18 protein-coding genes are annotated in these 18,143 nt (G+C 60.3%); 5 read left to right on the top strand and 13 right to left on the bottom strand.

Annotated elements, in window-relative coordinates; genetic code table 11:
- Positions 1–35: 35 nt before the first annotated feature.
- The 3 genes from tnpA (at position 36) to tnpC (ending at position 2,474) form a co-directional block, all read left to right on the top strand.
- Complete coding sequence (gene tnpA, locus UB31_RS35420) at positions 36–431, top strand: IS66-like element accessory protein TnpA (RefSeq protein WP_044999804.1); 396 nt, start codon at positions 36–38, stop codon at positions 429–431.
- On the top strand, positions 428–775 hold the full coding sequence (tnpB, locus tag UB31_RS35415) for an IS66 family insertion sequence element accessory protein TnpB (protein ID WP_044999806.1): 348 nt from the start codon (positions 428–430) through the stop codon (positions 773–775). The genes tnpA and tnpB overlap by 4 nt, the downstream gene beginning before the upstream one ends.
- A gap of 70 nt (positions 776–845) precedes the next feature.
- Positions 846–2,474: an IS66 family transposase gene (gene tnpC / locus UB31_RS35410; RefSeq protein WP_044999807.1), complete on the top strand. Its 1,629-nt coding sequence runs from the start codon at positions 846–848 to the stop codon at positions 2,472–2,474.
- A gap of 251 nt (positions 2,475–2,725) precedes the next feature.
- On the opposite strand, the gene UB31_RS35405 is transcribed toward tnpC, so the two are convergent.
- Entirely contained in the window at positions 2,726–3,403 is a 678-nt protein-coding gene (locus UB31_RS35405) for a Crp/Fnr family transcriptional regulator (protein WP_045014173.1), read from the bottom strand.
- Positions 3,404–3,766: 363 nt separating this feature from the next.
- Positions 3,767–4,351 (bottom strand): recombinase family protein, encoded by a 585-nt coding sequence (locus UB31_RS35400; RefSeq protein ID WP_045014206.1) that lies wholly within the window; start codon positions 4,349–4,351, stop codon positions 3,767–3,769.
- A gap of 617 nt (positions 4,352–4,968) precedes the next feature.
- Here UB31_RS35400 and UB31_RS35395 point away from each other — a divergent pair.
- On the top strand, positions 4,969–5,367 hold the full coding sequence (locus UB31_RS35395; protein WP_045014172.1) for a hypothetical protein: 399 nt from the start codon (positions 4,969–4,971) through the stop codon (positions 5,365–5,367).
- Between the two features lie 448 nt (positions 5,368–5,815).
- Here the strand turns inward: UB31_RS35395 and UB31_RS41840 are convergent, their stop codons facing one another.
- The 11 genes from UB31_RS41840 to UB31_RS35350 all read right to left on the bottom strand — a co-directional run bounded on the left by UB31_RS41840 (position 5,816) and on the right by UB31_RS35350 (position 17,267).
- Positions 5,816–5,980, bottom strand: a complete 165-nt coding sequence (locus tag UB31_RS41840) for a hypothetical protein (RefSeq protein ID WP_156175700.1) — start codon at positions 5,978–5,980, stop codon at positions 5,816–5,818.
- Between the two features lie 74 nt (positions 5,981–6,054).
- Positions 6,055–6,600, bottom strand: coding sequence for a hypothetical protein (locus tag UB31_RS35390; protein WP_045014171.1), 546 nt, complete (start codon positions 6,598–6,600; stop codon positions 6,055–6,057).
- Between the two features lie 140 nt (positions 6,601–6,740).
- Complete coding sequence (locus tag UB31_RS35385) at positions 6,741–7,382, bottom strand: hypothetical protein (RefSeq protein WP_210168186.1); 642 nt, start codon at positions 7,380–7,382, stop codon at positions 6,741–6,743.
- 167 nt (positions 7,383–7,549) lie between these two features.
- On the bottom strand, positions 7,550–10,552 hold the full coding sequence (locus UB31_RS35380; RefSeq protein ID WP_197090885.1) for a bifunctional DNA primase/polymerase: 3,003 nt from the start codon (positions 10,550–10,552) through the stop codon (positions 7,550–7,552).
- Positions 10,553–10,873: 321 nt separating this feature from the next.
- Positions 10,874–11,377: a hypothetical protein gene (locus tag UB31_RS35375; RefSeq protein ID WP_045014168.1), complete on the bottom strand. Its 504-nt coding sequence runs from the start codon at positions 11,375–11,377 to the stop codon at positions 10,874–10,876.
- Complete coding sequence (locus UB31_RS35370; RefSeq protein ID WP_045014167.1) at positions 11,364–11,888, bottom strand: hypothetical protein; 525 nt, start codon at positions 11,886–11,888, stop codon at positions 11,364–11,366. Before UB31_RS35370 ends, UB31_RS35375 begins: the two co-directional genes overlap by 14 nt.
- A complete protein-coding gene (locus UB31_RS41835) occupies positions 11,888–12,166 on the bottom strand; it encodes a hypothetical protein (RefSeq protein ID WP_156175698.1) in 279 nt (92 codons plus the stop codon). The genes UB31_RS35370 and UB31_RS41835 overlap by 1 nt, the downstream gene beginning before the upstream one ends.
- 261 nt (positions 12,167–12,427) lie before the next feature.
- The gene (locus UB31_RS35365; RefSeq protein ID WP_045014166.1) at positions 12,428–13,696 is read right to left on the bottom strand and encodes a tyrosine-type recombinase/integrase; all 1,269 of its coding nucleotides are present in this window, start codon (positions 13,694–13,696) and stop codon (positions 12,428–12,430) included.
- Positions 13,697–14,119: 423 nt separating this feature from the next.
- Positions 14,120–14,647, bottom strand: coding sequence for a hypothetical protein (locus UB31_RS35360; protein ID WP_045014165.1), 528 nt, complete (start codon positions 14,645–14,647; stop codon positions 14,120–14,122).
- Positions 14,644–15,753, bottom strand: coding sequence for an FAD-dependent oxidoreductase (locus tag UB31_RS35355; RefSeq protein ID WP_082078725.1), 1,110 nt, complete (start codon positions 15,751–15,753; stop codon positions 14,644–14,646). The genes UB31_RS35360 and UB31_RS35355 overlap by 4 nt, the downstream gene beginning before the upstream one ends.
- On the bottom strand, positions 15,750–17,267 hold the full coding sequence (locus tag UB31_RS35350) for an MFS transporter (RefSeq protein ID WP_245306119.1): 1,518 nt from the start codon (positions 17,265–17,267) through the stop codon (positions 15,750–15,752). The genes UB31_RS35355 and UB31_RS35350 overlap by 4 nt, the downstream gene beginning before the upstream one ends.
- Here UB31_RS35350 and UB31_RS35345 point away from each other — a divergent pair.
- The gene (locus tag UB31_RS35345; RefSeq protein WP_045014163.1) at positions 17,266–18,018 is read left to right on the top strand and encodes a GntR family transcriptional regulator; all 753 of its coding nucleotides are present in this window, start codon (positions 17,266–17,268) and stop codon (positions 18,016–18,018) included. The two genes, UB31_RS35350 and UB31_RS35345, sit on opposite strands and share 2 nt — an antisense overlap.
- Positions 18,019–18,143 lie beyond the last annotated feature (125 nt).

The raw sequence follows: 18,143 nt of genomic DNA, 5'->3' as shown, positions 1-18,143 counted from the left end.
TGTTGGATTAGTCCAATTGGTGCGTAACAGTCCTTATGGACAGCCATAAGCGCAGTACTCAGCTTGAACGGCTTGAGGTGGTCGAGACTGGTCGCCGGCGACGCTGGTCGGATGACGAAAAGCTGCGGATCGTGACCGAAAGCTTTCAAGCGCCGCGCGCGATATCGTCGACAGCAAGACGCCATGGCATATCACGTTCGTTGCTGATGACATGGCGGCGCTCGTTCGGTCCCGAGCCGATCAGCCCTCAAAGCGAGCAATCCGGCTTTGCGCGGGTCGTCCTTGCCGCTGAGGTCGAGCCGGCGGTTGCTGCCACAGCGACGAGCGGGCAGATGGTGATCGTCGTTGGCCGGGATCGTCGGGTGATTGTCGATGCGGGCGTCGATGCGGCCGCCCTGGCGCGGGTGCTGCAGGTTCTGGAGCGTCGATGATCCCAGTCTCTTCGAGCGCACGCATCTGGATTGCGACCGGCTACACTGACATGCGCAAGGGCATGCAGGGTTTGTCATTATTGGTGCAGGAAAGCCTTGGTCGCGATCCGTTCGCCGGAGATGTCTTCGTGTTCCGCGGACGCGGCGGTTCGCTGATCAAGGCCTTGTGGCACGATGGAATTGGATTGTCGCTCTACGCGAAGCGGTTGGACCGTGGCCGTTTTGTCTGGCCGGCGACGGTGGGCGGTGTGGTGGGGCTGAGCGCGGCGCAGATGAGTTATCTGCTGGAGGCGATCGACTGGCGCAATCCGCAGCACACGTGGCGGCCACAGAGCGCAGGATAGGCTCAAAAAAGTTCTGAGGTGCGGAAGAAAAGACGCCTCAAATCGCCTCTTTTGTGATTCCATCGGGGCCATGGGTGACGGCCTTGAATCGCTGCCAGACGACATCGAAACGCTGCAAGCGGCATTGATCGTTGCTCGGGCGGAGGCTGCGGCCGCCCGTGCCCGGCAGTCCGACGACCAGGCGTTGATCGCCCATCTGAAGCTGCAGATCGAGAAACTCAACCGCGACCGCCATGGTCCGCGCTCGGAGCGTACCGCGCGGCTATTGGATCAGCTTGAACTGACGCTGGAGGAGCTGGAGAGTTCGGCGACGGAGGACGAACTCGCCGCCGAAATGGCCGCGGCCAAAACCACGAAGGTGGCGTCGTTCACGCGCAAGCGGCCGTCACGCCAGCCGTTCCCGGAGCATCTACCTCGCGAGCGGGTGATCGTGCCGGGACCTGTGGCGTGCGCCTGCTGTGGCGGCGCGCGGCTGTCCAAGCTCGGCGAGGACATCACCGAGACGCTGGAGGTGATCCCGAAATCCTGGAAAGTGATCCAGCACGTCCGCGAGAAGTTTACTTGCCGTGATTGCGAGAAGATCAGCCAGGCTCCGGCGCCGTTCCATGTGCTTGCCCGCGGCTGGGCGGGGCCAAGCCTGCTGGCGATGGTGCTGTTCGAGAAGTTTGGTCAACATCAGCCGCTGAACCGGCAAGCGGAGCGCTATGCCAAGGAGGGCGTGCCGATCAGTCTGTCGACCCTGGCCGACCAGGTCGGCGGCTGCACCGCGGCGCTGGCACCTTTGTTCAAGCGCCTCGAGGCCTACGTACTGAGCGCCGAGCGATTGCACGGGGACGACACCACGGTTCCGGTCCTGGCCAAAGGCAAGACCGACACCGGCCGGATCTGGGTCTATGTGCGCGACGACAAGCCTTTTGGAGGGCAGGCCCCGCCGGGCGCGGTGTTCTATTACTCGCGCGATCGGGCCGGCGAGCATCCCCAGGCTCACTTGGCCAACTACAGCGGAATCTTCCAGGCCGATGCCTATGGCGGCTATGGCAGGCTTTACGAACCGGGCCGCAACGCAGGTCCGATCCTGGAAGCCGCGTGCTGGGTCCATGCCCGGCGGCCGTTCTTCGTGATGGCTGATCTGGCCGAGAATGCGCGTCGCAAGGCTCAGGGCAAGAGGCCGGCAGTGATCTCGCCGCTGGCGCTGGAAACAGTCCGCCGGATCGACGCCCTGTTCGAGATCGAGCGGACCATCAACGGTCAGAGCGCCGAAAGGCGCCAGGCAGTTCGCCGGGAACTCAGCGCGCCGCTCGTGGCCGATCTGGAAGCCTGGATGCGCACACAACGCGCCAAGCTCTCGCGCAGCAACGATGTCGCCAAGGCCATGGACTACATGCTCAAGCGCTGGAGCGCATTTACCCGCTTCCTCGATGACGGCCGCATCTGCCTGTCCAACAATGCGGCGGAGCGTGGCGTGCGCGGCATCGCTTTAGGTCGGAAGTCGTGGTTGTTCTGCGGCTCGGATCGCGGCGGCGAGCGGGCGGCGGTGATGTACAGCCTGATCGTCACCGCCAAGATGAACGACGTCGATCCGCAAGCCTGGCTCGCCGACGTTCTGGCGCGCATCGCCGAGCATCCCGTCCAAAGGCTCGACGAACTGCTGCCATGGAATTGGCGCTCTGCCATCCGGAACGTTGATCAAGCCGCCTGAGCCGAAAATGACCCGCGCGCGGTCTTCGCCGGATGCTTACGTAGATTCCGAGCGCACGCGGAAGAATGCCAGCTTCAGGCCGAGCGTTCGGCCAGAGAGTCGGACAAGGCAGCTTGGCTGCGAATGGCGGGAGAGTGGACTAAGCCTGCGGAGGACGCCGAGCGGCGGACCGGCAGAAGGTAGAGCAATCGTGGCAACGTGGAACCTGCCGGGTTCATGGTTGCGCACACGCTTAAATCAGATCTGTTTTGCTAATCTCGTTCTAACCCCGGCTTTTCGTACAGAACGGCGTTTAAGAGCGAGAGATGGACTTCAATTTTTCCGTTGTAACTGATGAGGCCGAGCTTGCGGAACTTGTTCATGAAAAAGCTGACTCGGGATCGTGTCGTGCCGATCATTTCGGCCAACGTTTCCTGAGTGATATGCGGATTGATGGGCGTTGGATTACCTTCCTTGCCAAAATTCGCCAGCAAAAGGAGAAGGCGAGCCAGGCGCTTTTCACTCGAGTTGAACAACTGGTCGATCAAGTCTTCTTCGACCCGGCTGTTCCGGGTCAATAAGTAGGCCACAAACAATTCCGAAAATTTCGGCTCATCATGCAGCACAGCGATCATTGCGGGCTTGGTTATCGCGGTGATCAAGCACTCTTCCAACGTTGTCGTCGTCGCGATGCGCAACGCATGCCCGTTGAGACAACCCTCGCCGAAGAATTGTCCCGCTTCCAAAATGCCGACCACGGCTTCCTTGCCTTGTTCGGAGACGACGACGACCTTCACCCGCCCTTTTTGAATATAGAAGATTTTATTCGCCACTTCGCCTTGAGCGAAGATGATTTGGTCGGTTCGGAATGTCGATATCGTTTTCCCGGTCCCAACTTTGGCGAGAAATTTTTGGGGGTCAAACGACTCCCTATTTGGTTTGGTTGCCATGGCGTCCTCGGACCGCCGAAAGTGAGTGTTTCCTGATCCTACACCATCGCCGTCAAAAACCACGTTGTTTTGAGGCGGGGGGCCGTGAAGGCCTGCGTGAAACAGAGGGAGGCGGCTTCACCTTCTGAGGTCGCCCGCTACCGCTTATGGCACATTTCGGACTCAAGGCGGTGTTTGACTTGCGTCCGCAATGCGAACCAAAGCGGTGGTCGATGGATTTGCCAACGATACCTAGCTAGCAAGCCCCGCTGTCGCCTCTGAATCTCAAAAAATCGCGCACTAGTCGGAAGGCAATACGGCACCTTCAGAACCATCGAGGAGGGGGGTGGGCGGGGGTGGAGGAGGTCTGCCCGCCGGCGTCGATCACGTGGTGCTGACGACGCGCTGCACCACGCTGGTGCCAACGCCAAGGGTGCGGCCGATCTTGAGGACGCCCATACCTTTGGCTCGCAGGCTACGTATGCGCTTCTCGACCGCGACCGCCGTACGCGGACGACCCAGGCGCGTACCCTTCTCCCTGGCGCGCGCAAGCCCGGCGTTGACCCGTTCCCGAATGATGCCACGTTCAAACTCGGCGAACACCCCGAGCATCTGAAACATCGCGCGGCCGGCGGTAGTTGAGGTGTCGAGACCTTGCTGATGCAGAAATAGGTCGACTCCTTTGTCGCGGAGCGCTTGGAGAATGGCGAGCAAATCCGTGAGCGATCTTCCCAAGCGGTCAACCGACCAGGCTGCGACCATATCGAACTCTTTCGCGTTGACCGCCTTCATCATCGCATCGAGGCCGGGGCGCTTGTCCCGCCCCTTGGCGCCGCTGATGCCGGCATCTTCGTAGACCTTGACGATGTGCCAGCCGGAGCGCGCCGCGACCGCCTGGAGCTCGCGGCGCTGGTTTGCTGTCGTCTGGCTGTCGGTGCTCACTCGCAGATAGATCGCAACCTTCTTCATGGCTCGCTCCTGGCGCGGGTCGCGCATTGCACAGGATACGCGAGAGGCATACGAAAAACAAATGGTTTACGTATACCGGGAGTGCGCAGAAATTGTTGAGTGATCGCAACACTTGGCAGCGCTGGTGCGAGCCAGGGTTTTCCGTATGGTCTTCTTCCGCTTCCGCGCCTTTTGTGCGCCGGCTCGACGCGCGTGCGTACCTGGTCCGCGACGGTCGTCCGCGTCGGCGACGTAGTGCAATAGGCGATTTGCATCGAGCGCGAAGAGAGCGCGATGCCGAACCGTGCGCGATGCGCAGATGGCGTTTGTCGAGTTGTGAAAATAATTTGCCAGTCGAATTTTACCACTAAGCAACTGAACTCTGGCGCCTTCTCTCTGTCGAGAATGTAGTGAACTGAGAGAACATCAATAAAATCAATGGCTTGTAGTTGACGGAATTAAATTTCGAGCGCATCTTCGCGTTACGGGTCGAAAACCCAGTGTCCCACTCCAATCAAGTGTCCCGGCGACGCGCGTGAATGTCCAAGCGAAAGCCAAAGACGCGCGTAGGCCATCTAGATCGGCCGTTTTCGCGCCGGGACGCAGTCCGCTCGAAACGCGGAGATAGGTCTAACCCAATGTCAGCAATCGTTCTGCAATTCCCGCTCGCGCACACGGAAGAGTCCAACGTCCTCGACGGCTGTGTAGACATTTCACCCGTCGATCGTCGTGGTTTCGTTATCCTGGACGCGTGCGTTCCCCCTATCTTTGGGATTCAGCTCATGATTTTGCTTGGAAACTATGAGCGGAAGTCAGCGCCGCCCTGTCCAAATGCGAGCGTTGTGCGTCACGACCGGGACGCGTTCGCTTTCGAATGCACACAGGTCGAGCCCAACGGCAATTACTTTATCGACGCCTGCATTCCTTTGGCCGTGGCGATAGATTTCGAGAAAATGACGCGGTCAATGGCGATCCTTCACAACCGGAGTAAAAAGTATGGCGCGTCTCTTTTCATTCGATTTCACGCAGAGCGGTGAAAACTTGATAGTGAACGCTTGCGTTCCGTTCTCCGTCGGTGTGGACGTTTTTAGAATGATCTCAGAGGCGGCCAGTCGAGAAAAATTACCGGTTCATTCCAAAAAAGTGCATGCGCCTCAGAATTCGACCCTGACGGTTCGAAGCCTGGATTCCACGACGCCTAGATCCGGGAAGGTAAATGGCAAACGCACGAAGCCGAGTAATCCAGCGGGGCGTGATCGCGATCAAAAGCCTGACTAGCGTGCTGCACAAGGATTGATTCGGCTGGGGTGCGCGGATGATTCGTAGCAACTTCTACTAACGACAACCAGCTGCGCTCACAGGCGTGGCGGGCTTTGTCCGGATGAGAGGGGTGGCCGTCTTTCGCCGTTCGGCCTTCGCGCGTTTCTTGCTCGCGACGGATTTCGCGACATCGCAGCACGCTGTGCGACGATTTCGAACCAACGATTAGGTTTTCATCTCGCCGCGCCATGCTGCACCGGCGATCGATATTCCAATGATGCACAACCAGAACACCATCCGGAAGGCCCACCATACCAATTTTCCGGCAAGAATCCCCACCGGCAAAACAATAAAAAAGAAAACCAATATCCACACGATGGCTTCCGTCATGGCGGCTAACCTCTCGTTGAGTAAAACGCGAGCTTGTACCCGCCCCGCGTGGGTGGCAACCGATGTTTTCTGGTCTAACGCAAAGATCGATCTGCGCGCGCTTGTGACGCCGGCAAGGCCGCTCTTACGCGCTCGCCCAACTCTGTCAGCCGAAAGAGGTGCAACGGCTCCGGCTCCGCGCCGGCCTTAATCTGCCAAGGGTCGAGGATCCCTTGGTATGCCGGATTGCGAGCCTTCTCGATCCATCCCCGGCGCAGCAAAACTTGGTGAACCTTGCCGCGGCCGCTTTTGTGGACTCCGGCCATGCGCGCAATATCGCCCATACCGTACCATTCGCCTGGCCGCATCGCCCTCAGCATGCGATCGGCGATCGATTGACCGGGGAGGGCTCGGCGCAGGTTGCGAGCGCTAGCGGCAGCCAGGATGCGCTCCGCCGCCGCTTGCCGCCGTTCGCCCCTGATGCGCTTTTTGCTCGCCACGGATTTCGCGACGTCACAGTGCGGACGCTTGTCGCCTTTTTTCGTAAACCGCCACGTCTGGTCGGCTTCGTCGAGCAGGCGCCAGATGTTTGCCAGCCATTCATCCGGATCCGCCGGGAACTGGAGATTGAAAGCAGGCATGCCTATCCCTTGTCGTGATGCGATCTAACCAACGATCCAAATCCGCAGCAGGCGGCTGGTAACCGCCACAAAAATCGGGGTTGGATAGACGGAATATCCCGCAAAATTATAACACAGGACGATTCGTTGACCGCTCCGTCCTAGTCGAGCATGCCCGAGGCGTCGCACCACTGGCGCTGTGCCAAGTCCGCCGGCGGCTCAGCTGCTCCGTCGAGCACCCCCGACAAAGCCCGCTGCATCGCCGCCGCCGGCGTTTCGCCTTGTCGGACGTCTACTGGCCGGATTTCCAAAAGCGTTGTTTGAGATGGCGGCTCAAATTTACGGGCCACAGGTCGCCGTGACGCTGCTGGCATCTTCCGGCCAGGGGCTTTCTTTTTGGCGCGCTTGCGCGCGACCGGCTTGGCGATCGACACCGGGCCTGTGTGGATCTTGCGGCACGGCGGGCAGCGGCGGACTAACTGCCGGGTTTTGATCTGGCGCATTGATGCCGTGGCCTGAAACGGTTGCGAACAATCCGGGCAGATCGTTTCGAGTTCGAGGACGCGAACCTCGCGCTCGTTGCTCATGGCGTGAAAGAACGCGCCAGCTTGGATGTAGACCTGGCCGCGAACGGTGAATTTGGTGCCAGTGGCGGATGGTGTTGATCGCCGCATGTTGAGAGTCTCGAAAGGTGTATCGGTTCGGTGGGTGCCGGTGGCGATTCGGCTTTCCTTTTCTGGAATCGGCCAGTGTTGACGTAATTGGCACCGCCCAGGAGCGGCACCGGTTGTCACCGTTGTCACTTGAGGGAATTTGCAGGAAAGGCGGCCAGTGGCCCCCTGGCTTCTATTATTAGAAGAAGGGCTTTTATGGTTCTCACGCGCGCAAGTGACAGACGGTGACAACGGTGACAAACCGTTACGCCGCGACTGTCTGGAAACGCGGCGACAGGCGGTGACAACGGTGACAATCATGCCGCTGCGCCCTGCTTGATGCCTTCCTGCACCCCGTCCCGCCGACGGCGTTCCGTTGCCGCAATTTCTTCGAACCTGCCGTCATGTACCGCCGGATTAACGGTCCAACGATCCTCGGCGCCATGTCGATCGATGTGGGCCGGCTTGACCCAATCGTGCATTTCCAGGACGCGCATCGTCGCCACGATCAGGCTTCGCTTTTCCGGCGACTTCAGGGCGGGATAGGCGCGATAAATGTCCCGGCTCGAGATGGCGGGCAGCCGGCGCGCCAGCACGAAGCCGGCGATCCAAAGGGCGTGCTCATCCATCGTTGATGCGCCCAGGTCCTTCAAGTAGAACGTCAACGCGTGCGAATAGACAAACTCTGTCAGATATCGGCGCGCCCGCGCTGCGGTGTCGCGACTGATGAAGGCGGCCGGAAGTGCGTCGCGGGCGCCGCCAGAAGAACCGTAGTGCTCGATGAAGTGGAAAACGAGGGAAAGCCTGCCGAACTCGTTGGGCATCTTGTCGAGCCACTGGCGCAGCGTGGGAGACGCATCGGGCCGGGCGATCTCTTTGGCCTTGAACGCTTCGACGGCGTGCAATTCCGCATCCGCCTCCGGTGAGAAGCGAAACAGCGCGCCGTTGGCCGCATCCGCGATTGCATTGGCCGCGTTCGCCAGGCGCTCGCCGGTTACGGTATCGGGGGCGATGTCGGCGCCGTTTCCGGACCGGTGGATGATGATGGGCATGAACCGCTGCAGCAGGCCGTCGTCCGACATGCCAAGTTTTAGCGACTTAATCTTGTCGGGCTGAATTCCGCCCAGGACTGAGATCGCGCAGTTTTCGACGCAGATACGCTCCGACAGTTTCCGGTTGACGGTGAAGTCACCGCCCTCCTTGGCCTGCAGCCAGAAAGCGCGATCTTTTCCGCCCTTGGCACGATAGGCGTCCATGCCGGCCAGCCAGCCCGCAAGTTCATCAGCGTGATACAGCAGCCCTTCCGGGTTCTCGCACAGGGCGACGGCCAGTGCTTCCGTCGTCGCGTCGTTGTAAATCTTCTGCCTGAATCGGGGCTTAGCCGGTTCGGCTTCGCCCTCGAAAACCTTGTCCGTGCTTTCCTGCTTGCCCTTCGCTGCCTTTTCAACCGTCGCGCGGCGCGTCTCCTCGAGCTTGCGTTTGTGCTCATCGGCCGCAAACGATTTACGCCAAGCGCTCTGCAGCTTTTGTACCGGTCCCATTGCGGCGTTGATGGTTGCCGACTTGTTCGAGCCAGGGGGGCCGATGATGGCCGTCCATAGTATCGGCTTGACGGTCCACTCGGTATCAAGCTGGCGCATCTGCAGGCGGTTTCCGGCCGGCACAAGGGAGCCGAGTGCAGTCACCAATGCGGCAGCTGGCGCGCCAGCGTCTACGCCTAGGCGACGGGCGCGGTCGCGTGCGAACTGCTCTACCAGTTCCGGAAGAACGCCTGTGGGAAGGTCTGCGGGCTTTAGGTGGTCAACGAAGATTGCGTTAGGCTCATTCTCCCATGCACCTGCATCGCCTGTTACCGCGGTTGGAATGCCGGCCGCCGCCGATACCCGTTCCGCGATCTCTACCGCGTAGAAGCCTGGCGCCAACGGGTGCTTGCAGCCGATTGCGTTTTCCCGGCTGCTGATACCCGATCCAGTGACGCGTTCGATGTCCTCCAGATCCAACGGAGGTGAGCATTTCAGATCATTCCATTCGAGCATGAGCTCGAGCGCGGTTGGATATGTCACGCCGTAGTCGTACAAACCGGCCGCAACACTGTGCGCGGTGTTGTCTCTGTTGCCCTCTTCCGCCGTCGGCGCGAATTTGCGCATGAAGTTTGTGGCTAATTCGATCGCGATGTCATCTTCCTCCACGATCCGTTTGCCGGCTGCACTCGGTTTCGGCTTTGCGTTTCTGCAATGCTCGACCATCCAGGGCGGAGCAAATGCCAGGGGCCGGTCGTTGGCTCGGGTATACGATCGGCCGTCGATTGTGCTGCCTGGCATCAGCACGTACATCCCAGCCGCCTTCACGTCGATGCCTTGACCCAGTTTGTCGTTACCGCCTTTGACCGGTTTGCCATCGGGTGCGACGTAAAGCAGATGTTGGCCACCGCCCTGAGTTTTCGTCGTCGCAGTTTCGGGGAAGTCTTCAACGAGTCTCAGAAACTCAAGGGTTTGGTCACCGCCTTTGCGCGGGTCGATGTCGACGACAACGAAGTCATTTGTTGCGCCGCCGATGTTGGCGTCCGGCCACTCGTCCCACCACGCATCAATTTGCTTTGGATCCTGTGTGGCTTTGTTCTGCCAATCGGCGAAGAGGGGCGGCATCTTGGCGTTCGGCGTGATCGGAAAGACGTTGAAACCGCGCCCCGCGGCTTCGAGCGCCCAATCGAGTTTTGTTTTGATCGGGGTCAATGTCCGTGCCACTGGCGCGAGTTTCTTCAGAGCCACAACGTTCATTGACTTGCTTTCTGCAGGCAGCTCGACGCCGCACATTTGCATCAGCCACGGGGGCGCCGGCGATAGCGATCTCTCATTGTGGAAGCGATAAGGGGCGAGACCGTTGATGGTGGATCCTGGCCCGATCAGCACATCATCGACAGACGACAATATGCTCATGTGCTCCGACAGAAAGTTAGAGTGGCCTTGCATCAATGCGCCAGCTGGCAGCTCGAACATGACGTAGCTGCCGACGAGCTCTCCCACGAGCACGAGGCTACCGGTCCGCCCACCATGCTGCTGGAATAGTGTGCCGAGCGTGTCGCGGAACACCTCGTCAGTGCATCGAGGATCAATCCGAATTGCGAGCAAATTGTCGGTCGCGATGCCGATATTTGCGTCTGGCCAGAGGGCCCACCATTCTCGTATCTGGCTTTCGTCAGTGGTGGCCGCAGTGTCGGCCTCGGGAAAAGCAGGTTCGTCGGTGTTAGCTGCCAACGGATACACGCGGAGGCCGCGGCGGGCGGCGTCGAGTGCGTGTTCCACATTCGGTGCATCGGTCATATGGCGCACCTCGACGGGTGCGAGGATTGGCATAAGCCGATGCAAATAGCGTCGTGCGCCCTATAGGGCAAAGGCGCGTCTGCATGGTTAGACGGCGCAACATTGTGTTGCGCGCGGTCTTCATGTATATTGGTCACTTGCAAAACCTTATAAGCCCGGTTCGGAGCTGGTCACTCCGGCCGGGCTTTCGCTTTGAAGCGAAGCAGCTCGGCAACCCGGTCTGTGGTCAGATGCTCGAATTTCGTCGAGAGTTGGCGCGGTTGCGAACCACCACGGCCAGAAGGCCGCTACTGCAGGCAGCTATTAACGACATCGCCGCGCTTACGCGTCGCTCTCCTCAGTCTCCGTGTAATGCGGGGAGGCGACACGAAACGGTACGTACGGCCTGTGTCGGGAGATATAATCGCCGACATCGTACGGCGCATCGGTAAGCATCCTGATCACAAAGCGACTGTCCTCGACGTGCTTCCCGTCGAACTGCCTCAGCAGCGATTCGATTTCCTCTGCTGAGTGTTCTTTACGACAATCGACGACTCCCACACAGACGAGCGTGGTGTGTTGGACGCAGAACCGAAGTGTGTCGGCTGGATAATCGGAAAGCTTGATCGGGTCGGGCAGCGGCCCCGACAAGTTGCCGGCGACGCGGGCGTCAATGAAAACCCGGATTCGATTTGCGGCCAGGATGGCCTTCTTCTCTGCTGCCGTCAGCTCCCGCACGTGAGGCTCGAGCGTTATCATCGCGATGCCCTCGTCAATCGACAGGGCAATGGCGGGCAACGGTACATGAGGCACCGGCGACACCTTGTTGATGTCAGCGGACTGCATGCGCGCTGCCTCCCACTGGACCGTCCCGATCAGAAGTCGTTTGGCGTGTACGTAGGTTCGGCCGGAACTTCAGCCGCGGGTGCGGTCGACAGAGCGCGTAATCGTCGACAAGAGACGGGCGATCGGTCACGCCCAGGAGAGCACAGCGGTGATCGTCGCCGCATACCTTTGCGGCGAGGCTCATTAGCGCTTCGATCAGCCCTTGGCGCGAACGCTTTTGGACGGGCAGGATCTCCGCGCGCATGTATGTCGATCTGTTGACCGCAGATCGCACGCTGGTGACGGGGTAGTAGTCTTCGAAGCTCCCGCCGACACCAGAACCCCCTGGCGGCACCTGTGCGTCCGAACATGCGTAGAGGAAGAACCGGACGCGACGGGCCGCGTCGATCTTTTCCCATTCGTATTCGGTAAGTTCTGGCGCGTACGGAAAGAAAATGACGCAGGCCGCTCCGTTCTCGAGGAACGAGACGACGTTGGCGGGCCGGATTTCTGGGATGAGCCCAAGAGTCATCACGCCACCGCCGTTTCATTGGGGGAAGAGGGCTCGCCCGATGCACCCTTTAGTGGTCGTGCGGTCGGTAGCGCCTCGACCGCGGCCGCGATCGTGGTTTCGTACCAGCGATTCAATGTTCCGAGCTTCTTGTCGGGAGGGGGGATCAAGCCCAGCGACAGATAGCGGGCGAAGGTGCTTCGTCCGGGATTCCCGAGCAGCTCGCGGAAAAGAAGCGCATCACCAAGGCGGTTTTCATTTGGAAAATCTGGCAGAAGGCGGGTTTGAATTCTGGACACAGCTTTGCTCCAATCGATTGATCTTGGAGCCCGAGTGCGCGGTCGGATCGAATTTGCTTTAAGCGCCTTGTGGGGTCTGCCGAAGCAGACGGCCTACCTTGCGGTAGTACCTGCGGGTGTTCGCCGCTACACAGCCGGGGATCCTTATCCCTCGCTACCCGTCACGCGCGTCTCCGTTGCGTAACGTCTACAAATTCAGTGTCTCACTTTTTCGTGATATACGCAAGGGCATTGTTGAGACTAGTTCAGACGGTCGGGCCCTCACGCGGCCAATTCCAACGACTTCGTCGGCAGATTTGACAACGCTGCTTCGATCGCCAGTGCGGCCTCGCGCTTTTCATCGAACATGTGCCAACGTGCGTAGATGGCGGTCACATCGTCGTCCGTGTGATTCAGCAGCGCCTTCACATAGTCACGTTGGATGCGCAACGACTGCGCAAGCGTCGCGGCGGTTCGTCGTAGGTCGTGCGGGGTAAATTTCGCGAATGCATCCTTGTAACGCCTATCGTCAAGGATCCGCCTAACCGCCTGGCTGAGGGAGTGGCGGGCGAGGGCGGTAACATTCTCGAACCGGCTTGCGAAGACCGGCTTGTCATTCAGGCCCTTTGCATATTTGCCGCTCAGCTCGAGCGCTTGCCGGATTAGGTCGACGGCCGTCGGCGACAAAGGCACCGTGTGCTCGGTCTTCTTGTTCTTCGTCCGAAGCCTTGGGATGATCCAATGAGGAGTAGGGCCGTCGAGGTCGTGGAGTTCTGACAGCATCATCCCTGCCACCTCGCCGGGGCGTTGGGCGGTCAGAAGGACGCCTTTAAGTGCCAGGCGGACGGTTTCGGTCGCTTCCACCTCAGGATCGCTGAGCGCGCTGAGGAGGACCCGAAGCTCATCCACCGTGAGCACGCGATCCTTCTCGGTTTCCTTGCCTCCGACCTTTTTGAGTCCGGCGAGGAAGTTCATCGGGATGTGGTCGCGTTCCGCGGCCCAGCCCCACATGGTCCGAACGGTCGACTGGGTCCGGTTCGCGCTGCACTTGGACGTCCGCGCGATCTCTTCGAAGAAGTCCATCAGCTCGCGTTTGGTGATGGAGACCGCCGGCCGCTTTCCGAACTTGGCCTTGGGACGCTTCAGGTACCCTTCGTCGGTTTTCCAGCTGATTTTGCCACTGGCTTTCACATGTGCGATGTACAGGTCGCAGAGCTCGCCGAAGGTCAGCACCGCCCTAGTCTGCGTAGCGCGTTCGGCATCCTGAACGGCGCGAGGATCGTTCCCGCCGTTCCGCTGCCGTCGCCGCTCATCGGCTTGCTCGCGGGCTTCGCCCAGGCCGAGGTCAGGATATTCCCCGAGGGTGATCCGACGCATCCGGCCGTTCAATTTGTAGGCAAACGTCCAGGTTTTGATGCCGGCGGGGGTGCAGCGGATCGATAGGCCCCGGCAACTGGCGTCTCCGATCTCGATCCGATCGGAGGACGCCTTTAGCGCCCGGACAAAACGGTCCGTCAGAGCTTTCCGGGAAACCCGAGGAAACTTTTGCATCGGATACCAAGATATCCGACGGGATGTTCCGGTACAAGGCGAGACGCCAAATCTCTTTGTAGTGCAAGTACTTCTGAGAACAATTGAGGCTTACTGAGCATCCCCGAGAAACCGAAATTGCATCACTGGGAGACTAGGGGTCGGAGGTTCAAATCCTCTCGCTCCGACCATTTTTCTCAAATCATCTGTCGGGTGGAATGACCGTCGGCGTGGAGTCTCTCCCGCCCGTGACGCATGCGCGACGATAAGTAGCGGGTGGCTGGTCGGGGTCGGCAAACTAAAATGCCGAAAACAACCCCATGCACAGTAGCGAAACCATTGGCGAGATGACGTTTTTCCGAAGCGGTTTGACGCGTCGGGCAAAACAGGGGCATGATGTCATCATGCTAGCCTGTGGGATGGACGACCGGGCGGCGTCACCCGCTAGTCCAACTCCGATCCCAGGGCGCGCTCCAGCAATGTCCGGCTCGGTTCGTAGCGATTGACGAATTGATCGATCAGCAGCGGCGTTCGCCCGGTACGGCAGGCTTCGATGGTATCGGTAATGTCCGCAAGTTTCATCTGGATCGCAGCACGATTGCCGGACGCGCAGAGCTCGCGGACATAGTCGAGATAGATCGCGCATTCGGCAGGGCCTACATCCTGGAAACGACGATAGTAGTCCGCATTCGGCGGCGGGGTCGTGATGTCGATGATCTCGCAAGCTTCCTGGCTGATTCCGAGAGAATTGAGCATCTCGCGTCCGCCGCCACGTTCCATCATCGCGTCGTGCAGAAGTGCAGATTCGATATGGGCGCGGGTCGCGTCCGGTTTGCGGAAGATGAGGCGGAGCGCCACGCGCTCGAAATGCTGCGCCCAGGGACGACCGAGATGATCCTTGATGCCGGCCTGTTGCTGGTCCACGGCCGCGATGATGTCAGTGTACCAGGATGCGGTTGGAACGAGCGTCATGCGTTGGTCCCTTCTTGTCTGGCGTGTTTGCGATCCGAATCCTCGGACGAGAGTTCGACGAGCCGCTGCTCGGATGGGCGAACGGCGCGACTAAGGCTGCGTTGACTTGCGACGTCTTCGACCCGGCGCTGCCACGCCTCGACCATCGGGCGCATTGCAGCTTCCCAGGTGCCAAGCGCGGCATCGATGTCGCAGGCTTGCGCTACGGTCTCCGCGAGCGCGACCGCGTTGACGATGCTAACACCGGCGCCTTGCCCCAGACTCGAGGGCATCGCATGTGCTGCATCGCCCACGATCGCCGAGCGTCCTTTCGACCAGGTCGAGAGCGTTGTCGTTGCGTAACGGTCGTGGCGGCCTGCATTGCCAATCCGCTGCAATGTCGGCGCCAGATCCGGAAATCTCGCGGTCCAAAGCGCGCTGGCAATCGGAATAGATGTCGCCTCGGCGTCGGTGATGGGCGCCATCAGGCAAAAGTAGAAAGCGTCCGGGCCGCACGGCGTGTAGAGCACCCGCAACGGACGCCCTCGGTAATCGTAGTAGTCGTGAATGTCGTTCCATTTATCGTCGCGCAGTCCGTCGCGATCGAGAAGGATCCGCGTGATGCCGTCCTGGTGCGAGACGCGCGTGATCGGAATGTCCAGGGCTTGAGAGATGGTAGATCTCACGCCGTCGGCGGCGATGACCAGGTCGGCTTCGAGCCGCGTGCCGTCTGCGAGGATCAGCACGCCACTCGGATCAGCCGCAACGGCCCGCGATCCGCCGACGATGCCGACACCGGCACGCCTCACCGCATCGATCAGTGCGACATGAAGGCGCGCCCGGGTCGTGGTGATGATATTTCCGTCCGTGGACGCATTCGATTGCCGCGCGCCGTCGATGTAGACGCAGTGCGCGGCAGGTTTGAAAGCCCCAGTCATGAAATCGTCGTAGGCACCGGTCTTGCGAAGGGCATCATGGACGAAGCCGTGAACATAGAGACCGGCGCCGACACTTCTAGGCTCGGGATCGGCCTCGTACACGGTGACGCGCCATCCCGCGCGTGCAAGCACGGCCGCGGCAGCGAGGCCGGCATAGCCGGCCCCGGCAATCACTGCTGTACGTGTCATTCGGCCGGTGCCTCAACGCCGCTTGCCGTCGCTACAACGTCGTCGCGCGCTGACGACGTCGCCTCAAGCGTTTTGCCTTTCGTGTTGGGGCCAACCAGCGCCACCACGATGATGCTCGCGATCAGCAGGCCGTCACTCACGAGGAAGAGCGCGAGCCGGCCGTGCAGCACGGCGAAGATCCCGAATGCCAGCAGCAGGAGGATGCCGCCAACGCGTCCCCAGGCCGAGGCCATTCCCATCGCCGTCGTTCGAATCTCGGTCGGATAGAGTTCAGGCGTGTAGGTGTAGATGCAGGTCGAACCATTGCCGAGGAAGAAAGCGGTGAACCATGCACAGGCCATAATCTCGATGGGCGTGTTCGCGAGGCCAAACAGCGTGCTGGAGATCCCGATCCCGGCGAAGCAGATCATCAGCCAATATTTTCGACCGACGAGATCGAGGAAGTAGCCCGCACCAATGTAGCCGGGGATGAAGCCCGAAAAGATCACGACAGTGAACTCGGTCGATCGCACGATGGAAAAGCCGTCCATGGCGAGCAACGTCGGAAGCACGGATTGGAAGGTGTAGAGAACTCCGTACTCGGTGAACCACACGAGCCAAAGCATAATGGTGACCGGCAGGATGGCGGGGGCGAGAATCTCGCGCCTGCTGACCGGGCGGGCGATGGGCGCCGCGATCGGAACGATAGGTGGAAGACGTCCGCCATTTGACCGGGCCACCCGTGCTTCGATTGACGCGACAATCTGTTCAGCTTCCTCGGTGCGGCCCTGACTCATGAGCCACCGCGGGCTCTCCGGAAGGAAGGTCCGCATCAGGCCAATCAGGAGTGCGAACGGGAAGGTGAGCGCGAGCGTCCAGCGCCAGCCGACTGTCGGAATGAACAGAAGCGCCCACACGGGAGACAGAGCGATGCCGACCGCGAAGAAAGCCATCATCCAGCCGTTGAAGCGGCCGCGAAGCCGCGAGGGCCATAGCTCCGCCAGATAGGGCGGCACCACGCAGCTCTCCATCCCGACGAAGATCCACGTGAAGAAGTTCAGCAGACAGAAGACCTCGATGCCGCCGGCGAGGGCACGGGACGCCGAGAACAGCGAATAGAGGCCAAGGCTCCAAGTCATGACCGCCTTGCGCCCGAACCGGTCGGCGACGAAACCGACCAGAACGGATCCGACCAGATAGCCGCTGAGTCCGATCGCCGATGTCACGCCGAGAGCGAGCGGGCCGAGGTTCCACTCGGTCCGAAAAGCTGCGAAGGCAAAGCCGGTGACGGCCGTGTCCAGCGTATCGAAGAACAGTGAAAGTCCAGCAATGATAAGGACTTGAATGTGGAAACGTGAGGGAGGTAGCCGGTCGATTCGGGCAACGAGCCCTTGGGCAGTGATGCTCATGGACGAGATCCTTTGCTTGCGCGAAAACGCCCCGGCAGTCGCCCTCGCATTGCGCGGCACCCGTGATAGGATGATCGTGCATGCACAGTTTATGCACGATGAATAAAACAAGGCAAGATATTTCATGATGGCCAGCAGACCACCTCCGCCGCCGGGTAAAGGGAAGGGCGTCGAGTTCGCCTACACGTTGCTCCGGCGCGAGATCGTTTCGCTCACCTTGCGACCCGGCACTCCGCTTGATGAGGCTGCCTTGGCCGCAAGGTTGGGGCTCTCGCGAACACCCGTGCATGAAGCGCTCGTCAGGCTCGCCTCGGAAGCGCTGGTGGTGCTGCTGCCGAACCGCGGCGCAAGCGTCGCAAGTCTCAATTGGGACGACGTCCGGGAGATGCTCGAGGCGCTCGATATCGCGCAGCGGGTCGTCAACAGATGGGCGGCGCTACGTCGAACCGATGCGCAGCTTGCCGAGATGGATGCGGAGCGGATTGCTTTCGAACGCCTGGAAGCGGCGGGTCGAGCGGATGATATGAACGAGAGCAATTGGCGGTTTCACGCGCTCATTGCCGCCGCCTGCGGCAACAAGCTCATCGAACGCAACTATCTTCATTTGCTCACGCTCGGGCTGCGGATTTCCTATCTGGCCTACAATGTCGAGCATTTTGCATCGAAAGCCGCCTATCAGAAGCACATGAATACGATCCTGACAGAACACATCGCCATGGTCGCTGCCATCAGGGATCGGGACGCCGACAAGGCGGATGCCTTGGGACGTTCACACGCCGATCTCGGCCGGCAGCGCATTCAGGATGTCCTCACGAGAGGTGTGAGCAGCGCGCTCGATATCGCACTCGATCATCCGATCACGATGTTGAAGCAATGATGGTGCGCCTGCCGGATGGCACCCCTTCGGTCACGACGTCTACCTCAAATACCCCCCACCATCATCCGCGCCGTGACGTAAGCAAGGAACTCAAGGTCGACGGCGGTCACGGTCAGGACTGTCGA

It is taken from the genome of Bradyrhizobium sp. LTSP849, from assembly GCF_000938255.1.
Lineage (GTDB): Bacteria > Pseudomonadota > Alphaproteobacteria > Rhizobiales > Xanthobacteraceae > Bradyrhizobium.
The sequence above is the reverse complement of the archived record's forward strand: the minus strand, read 5'-3'. Positions and strand labels throughout refer to the sequence as shown.

Bases quoted from the DNA above. Each gene is read 5' to 3' on its own strand.
- UB31_RS35400 (WP_045014206.1), bottom strand. From the start codon at position 4,351: ATGAAGAAGGTTGCGATCTATCTGCGAGTGAGCACCGACAGCCAGACG.
- UB31_RS35350 (WP_245306119.1), bottom strand. From the start codon at position 17,267: ATGAAATATCTTGCCTTGTTTTATTCATCGTGCATAAACTGTGCATGC.
- UB31_RS41840 (WP_156175700.1), bottom strand. From the start codon at position 5,980: ATGACGGAAGCCATCGTGTGGATATTGGTTTTCTTTTTTATTGTTTTG.
- UB31_RS35360 (WP_045014165.1), bottom strand. From the start codon at position 14,647: ATGACGCTCGTTCCAACCGCATCCTGGTACACTGACATCATCGCGGCC.
- UB31_RS35375 (WP_045014168.1), bottom strand. From the start codon at position 11,377: ATGCAGTCCGCTGACATCAACAAGGTGTCGCCGGTGCCTCATGTACCG.
- UB31_RS35405 (WP_045014173.1), bottom strand. From the start codon at position 3,403: ATGGCAACCAAACCAAATAGGGAGTCGTTTGACCCCCAAAAATTTCTC.
- UB31_RS35365 (WP_045014166.1), bottom strand. From the start codon at position 13,696: ATGCAAAAGTTTCCTCGGGTTTCCCGGAAAGCTCTGACGGACCGTTTT.
- tnpA (WP_044999804.1), top strand. From the start codon at position 36: ATGGACAGCCATAAGCGCAGTACTCAGCTTGAACGGCTTGAGGTGGTC.
- UB31_RS35390 (WP_045014171.1), bottom strand. From the start codon at position 6,600: ATGCCTGCTTTCAATCTCCAGTTCCCGGCGGATCCGGATGAATGGCTG.
- tnpB (WP_044999806.1), top strand. From the start codon at position 428: ATGATCCCAGTCTCTTCGAGCGCACGCATCTGGATTGCGACCGGCTAC.
- UB31_RS35355 (WP_082078725.1), bottom strand. From the start codon at position 15,753: ATGACACGTACAGCAGTGATTGCCGGGGCCGGCTATGCCGGCCTCGCT.
- UB31_RS35380 (WP_197090885.1), bottom strand. From the start codon at position 10,552: ATGACCGATGCACCGAATGTGGAACACGCACTCGACGCCGCCCGCCGC.
- tnpC (WP_044999807.1), top strand. From the start codon at position 846: ATGGGTGACGGCCTTGAATCGCTGCCAGACGACATCGAAACGCTGCAA.
- UB31_RS35370 (WP_045014167.1), bottom strand. From the start codon at position 11,888: ATGACTCTTGGGCTCATCCCAGAAATCCGGCCCGCCAACGTCGTCTCG.
- UB31_RS35345 (WP_045014163.1), top strand. From the start codon at position 17,266: ATGATGGCCAGCAGACCACCTCCGCCGCCGGGTAAAGGGAAGGGCGTC.
- UB31_RS35395 (WP_045014172.1), top strand. From the start codon at position 4,969: ATGTCAGCAATCGTTCTGCAATTCCCGCTCGCGCACACGGAAGAGTCC.